Source organism: Trueperella bernardiae, from assembly GCF_001469025.1.
Lineage (GTDB): Bacteria > Actinomycetota > Actinomycetes > Actinomycetales > Actinomycetaceae > Trueperella > Trueperella bernardiae.
Genome location: NZ_LNIZ01000004.1, coordinates 125,429 through 137,592, shown reverse-complemented (window position 1 = coordinate 137,592; position 12,164 = coordinate 125,429). Strand labels below are relative to the sequence as shown.

13 protein-coding genes are annotated in these 12,164 nt (G+C 66.3%); 6 read left to right on the top strand and 7 right to left on the bottom strand.

The annotated features are described in order from the left end of the window. Window positions 1-5 precede the first annotated feature (5 nt). Window positions 6-683: a response regulator transcription factor gene (locus tag AQZ59_RS05420; protein ID WP_062613654.1), complete on the top strand. Its 678-nt coding sequence runs from the start codon at window positions 6-8 to the stop codon at window positions 681-683. A 3-nt stretch (window positions 684-686) separates the two neighbouring features. Beyond that, the gene (locus AQZ59_RS05415) at window positions 687-2,003 is read left to right on the top strand and encodes a sensor histidine kinase (RefSeq protein WP_062613653.1); all 1,317 of its coding nucleotides are present in this window, start codon (window positions 687-689) and stop codon (window positions 2,001-2,003) included. A gap of 196 nt (window positions 2,004-2,199) precedes the next feature. Here AQZ59_RS05415 and AQZ59_RS05410 read toward each other — a convergent pair whose 3' ends face one another. The 3 genes from AQZ59_RS05410 to AQZ59_RS05400 form a co-directional block, all read right to left on the bottom strand. Then, entirely contained in the window at window positions 2,200-2,679 is a 480-nt protein-coding gene (locus AQZ59_RS05410; protein ID WP_062613652.1) for a GtrA family protein, read from the bottom strand. Beyond that, on the bottom strand, window positions 2,680-3,843 hold the full coding sequence (locus tag AQZ59_RS05405; protein WP_236698676.1) for an LCP family protein: 1,164 nt from the start codon (window positions 3,841-3,843) through the stop codon (window positions 2,680-2,682). Window positions 3,844-4,025: 182 nt separating this feature from the next. Further along, on the bottom strand, window positions 4,026-5,204 hold the full coding sequence (locus AQZ59_RS05400; RefSeq protein ID WP_062613651.1) for an LCP family protein: 1,179 nt from the start codon (window positions 5,202-5,204) through the stop codon (window positions 4,026-4,028). A 96-nt stretch (window positions 5,205-5,300) separates the two neighbouring features. Between AQZ59_RS05400 and AQZ59_RS05395 the strand changes: the two genes are divergently transcribed. Beyond that, window positions 5,301-6,182 carry a glycosyltransferase family 2 protein gene (locus tag AQZ59_RS05395; RefSeq protein ID WP_062613650.1) on the top strand — a complete coding sequence of 294 codons (882 nt, stop codon included), beginning with the start codon at window positions 5,301-5,303 and terminating at the stop codon, window positions 6,180-6,182. A 112-nt stretch (window positions 6,183-6,294) separates the two neighbouring features. Here AQZ59_RS05395 and AQZ59_RS05390 read toward each other — a convergent pair whose 3' ends face one another. The 4 genes from AQZ59_RS05390 to AQZ59_RS05375 are packed head-to-tail and all read right to left on the bottom strand — an operon-like array spanning window position 6,295 to window position 9,333. Continuing rightward, entirely contained in the window at window positions 6,295-7,212 is a 918-nt protein-coding gene (locus AQZ59_RS05390) for a glycosyltransferase family 2 protein (RefSeq protein WP_062613649.1), read from the bottom strand. After that, complete coding sequence (gene rfbB, locus AQZ59_RS05385) at window positions 7,212-8,207, bottom strand: dTDP-glucose 4,6-dehydratase (RefSeq protein ID WP_062613648.1); 996 nt, start codon at window positions 8,205-8,207, stop codon at window positions 7,212-7,214. The genes AQZ59_RS05390 and rfbB overlap by 1 nt, the downstream gene beginning before the upstream one ends. Then, window positions 8,204-8,623 carry a DUF2304 domain-containing protein gene (locus AQZ59_RS05380; protein ID WP_062613647.1) on the bottom strand — a complete coding sequence of 140 codons (420 nt, stop codon included), beginning with the start codon at window positions 8,621-8,623 and terminating at the stop codon, window positions 8,204-8,206. Before AQZ59_RS05380 ends, rfbB begins: the two co-directional genes overlap by 4 nt. 2 nt (window positions 8,624-8,625) lie before the next feature. After that, on the bottom strand, window positions 8,626-9,333 hold the full coding sequence (locus AQZ59_RS05375; RefSeq protein ID WP_062613646.1) for a glycosyltransferase family 2 protein: 708 nt from the start codon (window positions 9,331-9,333) through the stop codon (window positions 8,626-8,628). Window positions 9,334-9,398: 65 nt separating this feature from the next. On the opposite strand from AQZ59_RS05375, the gene AQZ59_RS05370 reads away from it, so the two are divergent. From AQZ59_RS05370 to AQZ59_RS05360, 3 genes are read left to right on the top strand one after another with little or no spacing between them, the layout of a single operon-like run. Beyond that, entirely contained in the window at window positions 9,399-9,998 is a 600-nt protein-coding gene (locus AQZ59_RS05370) for an acyltransferase (RefSeq protein WP_062613645.1), read from the top strand. Between the two features lie 2 nt (window positions 9,999-10,000). Further along, window positions 10,001-11,101: a DegT/DnrJ/EryC1/StrS family aminotransferase gene (locus AQZ59_RS05365; RefSeq protein ID WP_062613644.1), complete on the top strand. Its 1,101-nt coding sequence runs from the start codon at window positions 10,001-10,003 to the stop codon at window positions 11,099-11,101. Next, window positions 11,101-12,087 carry a Gfo/Idh/MocA family protein gene (locus AQZ59_RS05360; RefSeq protein WP_062613643.1) on the top strand — a complete coding sequence of 329 codons (987 nt, stop codon included), beginning with the start codon at window positions 11,101-11,103 and terminating at the stop codon, window positions 12,085-12,087. Before AQZ59_RS05365 ends, AQZ59_RS05360 begins: the two co-directional genes overlap by 1 nt. The last annotated feature ends 77 nt before the right edge of the window (window positions 12,088-12,164 follow it).

Genomic DNA, 12,164 nt, shown 5'->3' with positions numbered 1-12,164 from the left:
GAAAATTGACAAAGATTTTGCTAGTCGAAGATGACGCAGCGATTTCGGCGCCTCTGGTGCGTGCTTTTTCTCGCGAGGGATATGACATCGAGGCGGTAGAGACGGGGCGGGACGCCCTGGAGAAGATGGACGGCCACATTGACTTAGTGGTCCTCGATCTTGGTCTGCCGGACATGGACGGCCTCGATGTGGCGCGCACGGCGCGCGCTCGGTCCAAGACCTTCCCGATTCTTATCCTTACCGCCCGTTCTGAAGAGGTGGACATGGTGGTCGGCCTTGACGCGGGCGCGGACGATTACGTGACGAAGCCCTTCCGCCTGGCCGAACTGCTGGCGCGCGTGCGCGCCCTGCTGCGCCGCTCAGTCACAGGCGAGGAGGGCAGTGATCTGCTCAAGGCCCAGGACGTGTCGATGGACGTGGACGCCCACCGTGCCTACGTCGGCTCGCGCGAACTGCAGCTGACGGGCAAGGAGTTCGAGCTGCTGCGCGTGCTGTTGCGCGACGCGGGCAATGTGGTCGAACGCGACAAGCTCATGCTGGACGTGTGGGGATCGGAGCCGGATTCGTCCACGAAGAAGCTTGACATGCATATCTCGTGGCTGCGCCGCAAGCTGGGCGACGACGTGAACGACACGAAGTACATCAGCACCGTGCGCGGGATGGGTTTCCGTTTCGAGGTCTAGGCGATGCGGCGGCGCGCAATTGCGATGACGACGGCGGCCGTGGCGGTCGCCGTCCTCATCTTGGGCCTGCCGGGGATAATGTTCGCGGTCTCGCTCGTGTGGCAGCAGGTGCACACCGAGCTGTCCGACCGGGCCACTTCCGTGTCCACGGTGGTGGAGCGCGTGGCGGCGGATGACCTGTACATTTCGGAGGCGCTGCTGACCCGGCTCGCCACGAACGGCAACCCCGATAACGCCCACATCGTGGTGAACTACCCCGACGGTACGAGGGTGGAGTCCGATACGAAGGAGCCGCCGTACTCACTCGAGCAGTCGGTGGTCAACGCCGCCGGCGTGCTCGTGACCGTGGAGGTGCCGCGCGCGGACATCCTGCAAAAGATCGGGCTCATGGTGGCCGGCGCGGTCGGGCTCATTTTCGTGGCTTTTATGGCCGGGGTGACGCTGGCGATGAAGCAGTCGCGCAAGATATCAGCGCCGCTCATCTACCTGGCGGCCGCCGCCGAGCAACTGGGCGCGGGGCGGGTACGCCCGCAGATCCGCCAGTCGGGGATCGAGGAGATCGACCTGATCAGCGACGAGATCGCCCGCAGCGCCGACCGCATGGCAGGCCGCCTCGCCAAGGAACGCCAGTTCGCCGCCGACGCCGCCCACCAGCTTCGCACCCCGCTCGCGGCCCTGTCGATGCGGATCGAGGAGATCGAATTCCTCACGGACGACGAGGAGATCATCGAAGAGGTCCACAAATCCCTCGAGCAGATCGACCGCCTCACCGGCGTGGTCAGCGAGCTCATGGCCACCTCCCAGTCCGAATCGGGCGGCACCACGGAGGCGATCGCGGTCTCGCGCGCGTTCAACCGGATCCGTGACGAGTGGACAAAGCCGTACCAGCGCGAGGGCCGCCAGCTTGTCTTGGACCAGGACTTCGACGGCGCCGTGCTCGCCACCCCCGGCTCGCTGTCCCAAATCCTTGCGACCCTCGTGGAGAACTCCCTCAAGTACGGCGCGGGCACGACGTCGGTCTCCGCGGCTTCTGCCGGAAAGTCGGTGATCTTCAAGGTGCGCGACGAGGGGCCGGGCGTGTCCGCCGAGGACGCCGAGGATGTCTTCGAGAAGGGCTATTCCACCGGCGGATCCACCGGCATCGGCCTGGCCGTGGCCAAAGAGCTCGCCGAGATCGACGGCGGCCGGCTCGAACTGACAAACAAGGCGCATGCCGAGTTCACCCTTACCCTGTCGGCCCTGCCCAAGTCGCTCGACCCGAACAAGGTGCTGCCCCACGGGGCGATTATGACCGTGGGCGCGCGCCGCGGCCGGCGTTAGGCCGCCAGTCGGCGTTAAGCCGGCGTTCGACGTCGTGAACCCGCGTCCCGAGCCCGGCCCGTGCCCGGGCCCGTACCCGAGCGGCCGTTTGCTTTCTCGGCACCAAAAGTGTTCTCGCGTCACTCAAATCCGCGATTTGAGTGTGCAGAAATAATTTTGCGTGACGAGAAACGGGTGGGGCCTGCGTCAGGCCGGCTCAGCGGGACTCGTCGGCCGCGGGGGCCTTGGTGAAGACGAGGTAGCGGTAGCACACGTAGCGGAAGGCCGTACCGAGCACCAGGCCTACCCCGTTGGCGGAGATGTTGTCGGCCAGCTGGGAGTCCAGGCCCAGGATGTAGCGCGAGAAGCCGAGGCACCCGAGCGCGATGAGCAGGCCGCCGATATTGATCGCGAGGAAGAGCACGAACTCCTGGCCCCGGCTCTTGTCGGACTTGTTGCGGAACGTCCACAACCTGTTGACCACCCAGGAGAAGATGATGGAGACGAAGACGGACAGGGTTTTGGCCACCATGGGCGCGTCGCCGGGCAGGTGGACTACGCCGGAGTAGGCCAGGAAGTTGAATAGGCCGACGTCCACGACATACGATCCCAAGCCCACCGTGCAGAACTGGATAAACTCTACCAACCACCGCTTGAACGATTGCCCGCGCAGCAACTTGGTGGCGAGGTCGTGCATTTAGAAGCTCGCGAACGAATCGGGGGTGAGGGCGCCGTCGCGCAGGTCGGCCCAGAATTGCTCGGCCTCGTCGGCCAGCAACACGGTGGAGGATCCGCCCGGGCCGGGGTAGTTGAGCGAGGCGATCGGCGGGGCGCCCCTGAGGCCGTCGGGGCCGATCGTGTCGCGCAAGGCCAGGCCGGCGTAGGCGACGTCCATGAGAGAGGAATCGTCGTTGACCGTGAGCGTCTCGGCGACGGAGCCAACCAGGTGCCGCTGGCTCAGCGGGTTGAACAGGGTGGCAGGCGAGGTGGCCTTGTCGATAATCTTGGCCACCACCTGGCGCTGACGTTCGGTGCGGCCGATGTCGCCCAGCGGGTCGGAGTAGCGCATGCGGGAGAAGGCAAGGGCGGTGGTGCCGTCGGTTTCGTGGCAGCCCGCAGTCCACTCGAGGCCGGAGAACTCGTCGGAGACGTCGTAGTCGAGGCAGAGTTCCACGCCGCCAACCGCGTCGGTCAGGTCCTTGACGCTGTCCATGCCGATCTGGATGTAGTGGTCGATCGTCAGGCCGGTCAGCTCCTCCACGGTCTGCACCAGGTATTCGGCCCCGCCGTAGGAGAAGGCGCCGTTGAGCTTGCCGTAGGCGTCGGAGTCAGGGAAGTGAATATAGGTGTCGCGCGGGATGGACACGAGCGCCGCCGGGCCCGATTCGGGCTTGTGCAGCAGCATGATCGTATCCGCGCGGTGGCCTTCCGTGGGGTCGTTGACCGCCTCGCCGCGCTCGTCGGAGCCGACGATGAGGTATGTGGTGCCCGGCGTGTCCGGCGCGCCGGAGAGCGCGGCCGTGTGGGCGAGCTTGTCGTTGCCATAGGAGTACAGGTAATAGACCCAGGCAAACACCGCGATGATGAGGATGAGCACGATCGCCAGGATGCGCTTGCCCCACGAACGCTCCTTGCGCGGACGGGCGGGCCGCTCGGCAGGACCGGCGGCGTCCGGGCGCGTGTCGGGTCGCCCGGCGTCCGGACGGGGGTCGACGACGCGCGAGCGCTCGACCCGCGCTCGCTGCTGGCCCTGGGGCGGGAACGCCGGGGGTGGAGCCTGATCGGACGCCGAGTCGGACGCGCCGGAAACGGGCGCGAACGAGGCCGGGCGGGCGTCGTCGGCAAACGCGGAACGACGCACGGGCCGCCGGGGTGCACCCGCAGCGCGACTGGGGCTACTGGAGGGCCTGTCACCACGCGGCTGGCCCTGGCGCCCCCGGCTTTCGCGACCCTGGCCCTCGAGATCTTGGCCGACCGGGCGGGCACCCTCAACGGAGGGGCGCTGACGGCGATTGCGGGGTTCGAACGACGGTGGCTGGCTCATCAGTCCTCCAAGCGCAGGCCCCCGCCGATGGCCTGCTGGAACGCGTTGATCTCGTCCTCGGTGCCTTTGAGGATCGGGCTATCCGTGTTGGCGTCGTTGGTCACTTCGGGCAGCGGCTGGTCGTTGCGGAGGGCCTCCCACACGGCGGCGGCGGCGGCGGCCGGGCGCACGCGGTTGCCCTCCGGGTAGAACGGCATCGTCACGAAGTTGACGTTGTCGAGTGAGAGCCCGCGCAGGGAGTAGGCGAGTCCGCCCAGGTAGGTGATGGAACCGAGGCTGGGGGAGACGTCGATGTTTTCGGTGACGTCACTCAGCACACCGTAGAGCGTGGGCAGGTCGGAGACGATGTTGAGAGATAGGGCCTTGGAGATGATCGCCTCGACCATCTGCTGCTGGCGGCCGATGCGGCTGATGTCGGAGCCGTCGCCCAACGACTTACGGGCGCGGGCCAGGGCGAGCGCCTGCTCGCCGTCGAGCACCTGGCACCCGGCCTCGAGGTGCAGGCCCGCCGCCTGGTCCTCCGCGGGCTCGGACAAGCAGACGTTCACGCCGCCCAGGGTGTTGACGATGTCCTGGAAGGAAGCGAAGTCGATGACCACGAAGCCGTCGATGTATACGTCCGACATTTCCTCGAGCGTGCGGATCGTGCAGGCCGCGGCGCCTGCCACGTCGCCCGACTGCCCGCCGATCGAAAACGCCGAATTGAACATCGCATCGTACTGCTCGTAGCTGCGTGAGCCGTCCTTGAGGATGCAGGAGGGGATGGTGACCAGGGTGTCGCGCGGGATGGAGACCACGTCCACCCGCTGGCGGTCCGCCGAAATGTGCATGAGCATCGCCGTGTCCGAACGCATACCGGTGATGTAGCCGGCGGCGCCCGCCCCGTCCACGTCGCTCGCACCCTCGCGCACATCCGAACCCAGGATGAGAATGTTGAGCGGCCGGCCTGCCGATTCGTCCGCGGGCTCCTGGGGGGTGGGGCGCTCGTTCGGTTCGAAGTAGTGGCCGACCTCCTGGACCTTCAGGTTGCCCTGGAGGTTCTGGTAAAGAAAAGCGGCCGCCGAGCCCACGGTGAGCAGGAAGGCGAGGAGGACGACGAGCACCCAGCGGAGTACGGGGACAGCGCTCCCGGCCAGGGAGCGATGTGACGGGCCGCGCTTAGCGGGTGCAGATATCATGTGTCGATCATAGCGGCCGGCGCGCGAGGTATTCATCAGCCCGGGGAATGTGCGTCGTGTTTAACGCCCGCGCGCGCGTTGGCTAAGGTGGGGGGTATGGCAGGTAACGAGCACGATTCGGTCCTCATCCGCGTGGTGAGTGTGGCGTTCAACCCCGGCGATGAGCTGACCCAACTGCTCGACTCGCTCCCTGCCGCCGTGGGGGATACGGCCTTCGAGGCCGTCGTGGTGAATAACGGCTCGGCCACCCCCGCGCTCGACGCCGCCCGCTCGCGTGCCACCGTGATCGACGCGCCCGCAAACCTCGGCTATGGCAAGGCCAACAACCTGGGCGCTCGCGGGTTTACCGGGCCTTGGCTCCTTATCGTCAATCCTGACGTCCGGCTCGAGCCCGGGAGCGTTGCACGCATGATCGGCGCGGCGGCGAACTACCCGCGCGGCGGTGCGTTCGCTCCCAAGATCATGACGCCCGAGGGCGAGGTCTATCCCTCGGTGCGGCAGTTCCCCCGGCTGGTTGCCGGCACCGGGCATGCGCTCTTCGGGCGAGTGTGGCCGGGCAACCCGTGGACCGCGCGCTACCACGCGAACGGTGCCACCGGCTCCACTCACCCCGTGGACTGGCTCTCTGGCGCCTGTCTGCTCATCCGCCGCGAGGCCTTCGAGGATGTGGGCGGGTTCGACGCGGACTTCTTCATGTTTTTCGAGGACACGATGCTGGGGGAGGACCTTGCGCGCGCCGGCTGGCAGCGGGTTTTCGTTCACGACGCCGTGGCCGTCCACGACCAGGGCAAATCCTGGCGGGAGCGGCCTGAACCCATGATGCGCGAACATCACCGGTCGGCCTACCGGTACCTGGCGAAGGTATACGACAGGCCGTGGCAGGCACCCCTGCGCGCCGCGATCAAGGCGGGGCTGAAGGTGCGGCTGGCGCGGGAGTTGCGGGCGCAGCGGCAGACCTCGGCGCATGTGTCACACTAATTACGTATGTGCAACGGCAAAAAGCGGTTTATTGGTGTTGCATATTGCGGATTAACGTTGCATCTGTGGGAGGCCGGCGGCTGGTTGCCACGGAGGTCCGGCAACGAGCCGGCTAGCGGGGGCCGCCCCGGCCAAGGAGCCCGTCGCGCAGGCCGGCGGCCAACTGGGTGATGCGTTCAGCCCGGCGGTCGGCGACTAGGGAGTGGAAGGCGGCGAACTTCGCCAGCCACACCACGTAGCCTGTCCGCCAGTGCCAGGGCAGGAGCCCTGAGCGCAGCAGGAAGATCGTGTTGCGAGCCAGGTAGTAGCAGCGGATGGGACCGTGGACGTGCACGGGCTGGGTGCGCCCGGGCAGCTGGACGGTTGCGTCCCCCAGCGAGTGCTCGAGCTTGGCGCCCGTGTCCACCACCATCCGGTAGCCGCGCTTGCGAGCGCGCAGGCACCACTCGAGGTCGACGTGGTCGATGAAGTAGGCCTCGTTCATCGGGCCCACCTCCTCCAGAACCCGCATGGGAATGAGGCACCCGGAGGCCAGGAGAAAGGCGGCCTCCACGGCGGGCTGGGCCAGCTCCTCGGCGCTCGCGCGCCGCGGCCCCCAGCGCCGGTCCACGTAGACCAGCTCGTCCCCTCCGGGCTTGTTCTCCGCGATGTATGGGCCCACCGCCCCGATCGGCGCGCCCGTGCCGCCCGTTGCCTCAGCCCCCGTCCCGCGCTCCAGGCGGTCGACGAGCGTGGCGACCATTCGTGCGTCGGGAAGGGAATCCTGGTCGGAGAGCAGCACGTAGTCGACGCCGAGCTTGCGGGCCCGCAGGATCCCGACGTTTTGGGCGTGGGCGATGCCGGTGTTGGTGCCCAGCTCGATGAGCTGCGCCCCCGCGCGTCGTACAGCGTCGGCGATCTCGGCGAGGGCCGCGGGCGCCGAGCCGTTGTCCACCACGACCACCGCGCACTGCCGCGCCAACGCCTCAATGAGGGCGGCAGTGCGCGCATCCGGGCCGTACGTGACGACGACGGCCGCGGCGGACCCCACTACTGGCCGGCCTTGCGGTACTTGGCTTCGACCTCGGCCTTCTGGTGGCGCCACCAGTCCTCGTGGTTCTTGTACCAGGAGATGGTGTCGCGCAGGCCGTCGCGGAAGTCGGTGAAGGTGGGCTGCCAGCCGAGCTCGGACACCAGCTGGGTGTTGTCGATGGCGTAGCGCTGGTCGTGGCCGGGGCGGTCGGCCACGTGGTCGAAGTCGTCTCGGTCGTAGCCGAACTCCTCGAGGATGAGCTGGGTGACCTCCAGGTTCGTCTTCTCCCCGTTCGCGCCGATTAGGTACGTCTCCCCGATGCGGCCCTTGTTGATGATGTCCCACACGGCGGTGTTGTGGTCGTGGACGTGGATCCAGTCGCGGATCTGCTCGCCCGTGCCGTACACGCGGGGCTTGACCCCGTCGATCAGGTTGGTGATCGTGCGGGGGATGAACTTCTCGATGTGTTGGTAGGGCCCGTAGTTGTTCGAGCAGTTCGACAGGGTGGCCTCGATGCCGAAAGAGCGCACCCAGGCGCGCACCAGGTGGTCCGAGGATGCCTTGGAGGCGGAGTAGGGGGAGGAGGGCACGTACGGGTCGCCCGCCTTGAACTTGCGATCTTCGCCGATCTCCAGGTCGCCGTAGACCTCGTCGGTGGAAATGTGGTGAAGGCGCCCACCGTGACGGCGTAGCGCCTCGAGGATCTGGTAGGTGCCGATGATGTTGGACTGGATGAAGGGCCACGGGTCGCGTAGCGAGTTGTCGTTGTGTGATTCGGCGGCGAAGTGCACGACGACGTCGGCCTCGGCCACGAGCGGGTCGATGACGTCGGGGTCGGAGATGTCGCCCTTAACCAGCTTCACGCCCGCCCCGAGCATCTCAATTGAGTCCTTATTTCCCGCGTAGGTGAGCTTGTCGATGACCGTGACGTCGGCGTTGCGAAGCTCGGATGCGGTGTAGTTGACGAAGTTGGCGCCGATGAAGCCTGCGCCGCCGGTGACCAGTACCTTCATTTTTCTTCCTCCTCCTCGAGGGTTTCGCCGTGGAGGATGGCCTCCGCGGGATCGGTGGCGGGCGTGAATTCGCCAGCCCGGGTGATCGTTTCAGGGTGTGTGCGGGCCACCGCCAACTCGCGGGCCAGGTCTACCAGTCGGTTTTCCAGGATGACCATGCGCCGGTAGGAGACCACGGAGTAGGACAGGAAGGCGATGATCGTCAGGTACAGCAGCAGGTCCACCCCGCGCCCGACTCCCACGAAGTGCGCCACTTTCGTGGTGATCTGCGGGAAAACAATGGTGGCGACGGCGAGGGCGACGAACACGAGCAGGAGTAGGCGGCGCAGTGCCACGTTCTTCGTGTCCTGCGTGCCGCGCACGAGGTACACGGCCGCCACGAGGACAACCGCGAGGAGGATGAGCTTGATCAGCATGTTTATCGGCTCTCTGTCGGTGCGAAGATCATGTCGGTCAGGATGTTGACGCCGTTGAGCAGGCTCTGACCCTTAGAACGAGAATAGTCGGTGTAGTCGATTGTCACGGGCTCTTCAGCCCACGGCAAGCCCATGGAGGCGAGCTGGTTGATGATCTGGGAGGCGTGGGCCATGCGGTGCATGGTGAGGTCGAGCCGGGTGGCGGCGTCGCGGCGCAGTACTCGTAGGCCGTTGTGGGAGTCAGTGAGGTTCATGCCGGTGCGCGCCCGCGTGACCTTCGCGGCGGTTGAAAGCACGGCCTTCTTCAGCCACCCGGCCTGGTGTTCGCCGGTCAAGAAGCGAGAGCCGAGCACGAAGGCAAGGTCCTCGCGTTCGGCGCGCTCGATCATGCGAGCGGCGTCGGACGTGCGGTGCTGCCCGTCGGCGTCGAAGGTGACGATGTATTTGGCGTCGGTGTAGGTGAGCACCCACGTGATCCCGGTTTGGAGGGCGGCGCCTTGCCCGAGGTTGATGGGGTGGTCGACGACGACCGCGCCCGCGGCGCGCGCCAGCCGTGCCGAGTCGTCTTTCGAACCGTCGTTGACGCAGACGATGTTGGGGAAGGTCTGGCGTGCTTGGCGAACGACGTCGTAGATGACGGTCGCCTCGTTATACAGGGGGACCACGAGCCAACTCACCCGTGCTAAGTCCCGAAAGCCGGCGTCTTGCATGGGATATATTATTGCATAAGGTTCTACGAACCGATTTTTGTGCCTGCCAATACAAGGAGAAATGGATGGCAAAAGCGCGGATCGTTGATTCGGCTGACGTGTCGGATGAGGCGAAGATTGGCGATGGATCCAGTGTCTGGCATCTTGCTCAGGTTCGTGAGCACGCTGTCATTGGCGAAAACTGTGTGATTGGCCGCGGGGCCTACATCGGCGAGGGCGTCGAGATGGGCAACAACTGCAAGGTGCAGAACTACGCGCTCGTCTACGAGCCGGCCAAGCTGGCCGACGGCGTGTTCATTGGCCCGGCCGTGGTGCTCACCAACGATCACTACCCGCGTGCGGTGAACCCCGATGGCTCGTTGAAGTCTGCCTCCGACTGGGAGCAGGTGGGTGTGACGTTGGAGACCGGCGCGTCGGTGGGCGCCCGGTCCGTGTGCGTGGCTCCCGTGACGATCGGGGCGTGGTCGCTGGTGGCGGCTGGCTCGGTGGTCACTCGCGATGTGCCCCCGCACGCCATCGTGGCGGGTGTGCCGGCCAAGCAGATCGGCTGGGTCGGGCATGCCGGCGTCAAGCTGGAGGATGACGGGAACGGGATGTGGACGTGCCCCGCCACCGGAGATACTTACCAAGAATGTGACAACACAATCCGAAAGGTTGCTAAGTAAAAATGGAACGACAGATGATCCCGGCCGCCAAGCCGATCGTGGGCGAAGAGGAGCGCGCCGCGGTTGATGCGGTTCTCGCGTCCGGCATGCTGGCACAGGGCGCGGAGGTTGCCTCCTTCGAGCAGGAGTTTTCCGAGCAGCTCACCCCGGGCGCTGAGGTTGTGGCGGTCAATTCCGGCACCTCGGCCCTTCACATTGGCCTGCTGGCCTCCGGCATCGGCGAGGGCGACGAGGTCATCGTCCCGTCCTTCACTTTCGCGGCAACCGGCAACTCGGTGGCGTTGACCGGCGCGAGCCCCGTGTTCGCCGACATCGAGCCGGACTACTTCTGCCTCGATCCCGATTCGATCCGCGCCTCCATCACCGAGCGCACCAAGGGCATCATGCCCGTCCACCTGTACGGCCACCCGGCGAACATGGTAGAGATCCGCAAGATTGCCGAGGAGTTTGGCCTGCAGATCTTCGAGGACGCCGCCCAGGCTCACGGCGCGTCGCTGAACGGGGAGATGGTGGGCACCTTCGGTTCCTTCGCCGGCTTCTCGCTCTACCCCACGAAGAACATGACCTCCGGTGAGGGTGGCATGATCTCCACCAAGGATCCACAGATCGCCCGCCGCGCTCGCCTGCTGCGCAACCAGGGCATGGAGGTGCAGTACCAGAACGAGCTGGTGGGCCTCAACAACCGCATGACGAACATTCACGCCGCCATTGGCCGCGTGCAGCTGCGCAAACTTGAGGGCTGGACGAAGATCCGCCAGGAGAACGCCGCGTTCCTGAACGCTAACCTGGAGGGCGTCGTCGTGCCGCCGGTGGCCGAGGGTGCCGTGCACGTCTACCACCAGTACACCATTCGCGTGGCAGACGATCGCGATGGCTTCGCGAACGCCCTGCGCGAGGAGTACAAGGTGGGCTGCGGCGTGTACTACCCGATTCCGAACCACCGCCTGCCTTCGCTGGCGCACTTCGCACCGGGCCTGGAGCTACCGAACACGGAGGCGGCCGCCAAGGAGGTTATCTCCCTGCCGGTGCACCCGTCGCTCAGCCAGGAGGACCTTGACCGGATCGTCGAGGCCGTCAACGCCGTGGCGAAGGCTGGTGCCTAATGACTTTGCGTTACGGACTGATCGGCCTGGGCTCGATGGGTCGCCACCACGCGCGCAACATTCGCGCGCTGGAGGGCGCCGAGCTGGTGGCCGTTGCTGACCCGTATGGGGACAAGTTTGGCGTGGCGGGGGACCTGGAGGTCCTTCCCGACGTCGACGCGCTGATTGACGCTGGCATCGACGCCGCCATGGTGGCCGTGCCCACCGGGCAGCACGCCGAGGTGGCCCTCAAGCTGGCGGAGGCCGGCGTTCACACGATGGTGGAAAAGCCGCTGGGTTCCACGATCGAGGAGGGCAAGGCGATGGTGCAGGCCTTTGAGTCCAAGGGGCTCGTGGGCGCGGTGGGCTACGTGGAACGCTGCAACCCGGCGCTGCTCGAGATGCGCCGCCGGATCGCCGAGGGCCAGCTGGGCAAGGTCTACCAGATCACCACCCGCCGCCAGTCGCCGTTCCCGGCGCGCATCGCGGACGTGGGCGTGGTCAAGGACCTGGCAACCCACGACGTCGACCTCACGGCTTGGGTTGCCGGCTCAAAGTACGCTTCCATCTCGGCTCAGACGGCGCACCGCGCCGAGCGCGAGTACGAGGATCTGGTGACGGCGTCCGGCAAGCTGGAGAACGGCGTGCTGGTTAACCACCTGGTCAACTGGCTCACCCCGTACAAGGAGCGCCAGACCGTGGTGCTGGGCGAGCACGGCGCGCTCGTGGCCGATACCACGATGGGCGACCTGACGTTTTACGAGAACGGCTCGCTGCCGCTCGGCTGGGATCAGATCTCCGCCTTCCGCGGCGTTTCCGAGGGCCAGGTGATCCGCTACGCGTTCGAAAAGCGCGAACCGCTGGCAGTGGAGCACGAGCATTTCCGGGACGCGATTCTGGGCAAGGGGTCGGAGCACGTGACGATGAAGGAGGCGCTGACCACCATGGAAGTGGTGCAGGCGATCCTGGATTCGGCCGCGGCGGACGGGGAGGTCCGGCACTTCTAGGCCACGAAGCAGATAGCTAGGAAGCAAAGGTGGGCGGGAGCTGGAGCTCCCGCCCACCTTTTGCTATGTGAGTGCGT

What these genes read in the sequence shown, in the direction of transcription:
- AQZ59_RS05415 (WP_062613653.1), top strand. Translation starts at nt 687, where the DNA reads ATGCGGCGGCGCGCAATTGCGATGACGACGGCGGCCGTGGCGGTCGCC.
- AQZ59_RS05410 (WP_062613652.1), bottom strand. Translation starts at nt 2,679, where the DNA reads ATGCACGACCTCGCCACCAAGTTGCTGCGCGGGCAATCGTTCAAGCGG.
- AQZ59_RS05400 (WP_062613651.1), bottom strand. Translation starts at nt 5,204, where the DNA reads ATGATATCTGCACCCGCTAAGCGCGGCCCGTCACATCGCTCCCTGGCC.
- AQZ59_RS05395 (WP_062613650.1), top strand. Translation starts at nt 5,301, where the DNA reads ATGGCAGGTAACGAGCACGATTCGGTCCTCATCCGCGTGGTGAGTGTG.
- rfbB (WP_062613648.1), bottom strand. Translation starts at nt 8,207, where the DNA reads ATGAAGGTACTGGTCACCGGCGGCGCAGGCTTCATCGGCGCCAACTTC.
- AQZ59_RS05380 (WP_062613647.1), bottom strand. Translation starts at nt 8,623, where the DNA reads ATGCTGATCAAGCTCATCCTCCTCGCGGTTGTCCTCGTGGCGGCCGTG.
- AQZ59_RS05375 (WP_062613646.1), bottom strand. Translation starts at nt 9,333, where the DNA reads ATGCAAGACGCCGGCTTTCGGGACTTAGCACGGGTGAGTTGGCTCGTG.
- AQZ59_RS05370 (WP_062613645.1), top strand. Translation starts at nt 9,399, where the DNA reads ATGGCAAAAGCGCGGATCGTTGATTCGGCTGACGTGTCGGATGAGGCG.
- AQZ59_RS05365 (WP_062613644.1), top strand. Translation starts at nt 10,001, where the DNA reads ATGGAACGACAGATGATCCCGGCCGCCAAGCCGATCGTGGGCGAAGAG.
- AQZ59_RS05360 (WP_062613643.1), top strand. Translation starts at nt 11,101, where the DNA reads ATGACTTTGCGTTACGGACTGATCGGCCTGGGCTCGATGGGTCGCCAC.